At 62.6% G+C, this 257-nt stretch carries 1 protein-coding gene; it reads right to left on the bottom strand.

Going from position 1 to position 257, the window contains the following annotated elements; genetic code table 11:
• Positions 1-257, bottom strand: a 257-nt coding sequence (locus tag HMPREF3014_RS12480) for a TraI domain-containing protein (RefSeq protein ID WP_177344976.1), incomplete at both ends; no start/stop codon positions are given.

Genomic DNA, 257 nt, shown 5'->3' with positions numbered 1-257 from the left:
GCCCACAGCTCTGGAAAGCGACTGAGCCAGTCGAGTGCAGTGCGCGGAAGCAGTTGGTGGATGAGGAGTGCTGAGGCAGCGCCGTGGAGCTGGTATTCGCGGGACTTCACGTACTTGAAGCGGTAAGGCTGGTTGATCGGTCCGTTCCAAGGGTGCCAGGTGCTGCCGTCCTGCAGCTCAACCTGCAGGTCGACGACGATCTTGCCTATGTCGTGAGCCAGGGCACCATAAGCCGCGGCGGCCGACCAGGCTTCAGC

It is taken from the genome of Pseudomonas sp. HMSC065H01 (genome assembly GCF_001815235.1).
GTDB classification, from domain to species: Bacteria; Pseudomonadota; Gammaproteobacteria; order Pseudomonadales; family Pseudomonadaceae; genus Pseudomonas; species Pseudomonas aeruginosa.
The sequence above is the reverse complement of the archived record's forward strand: the minus strand, read 5'-3'. Positions and strand labels throughout refer to the sequence as shown.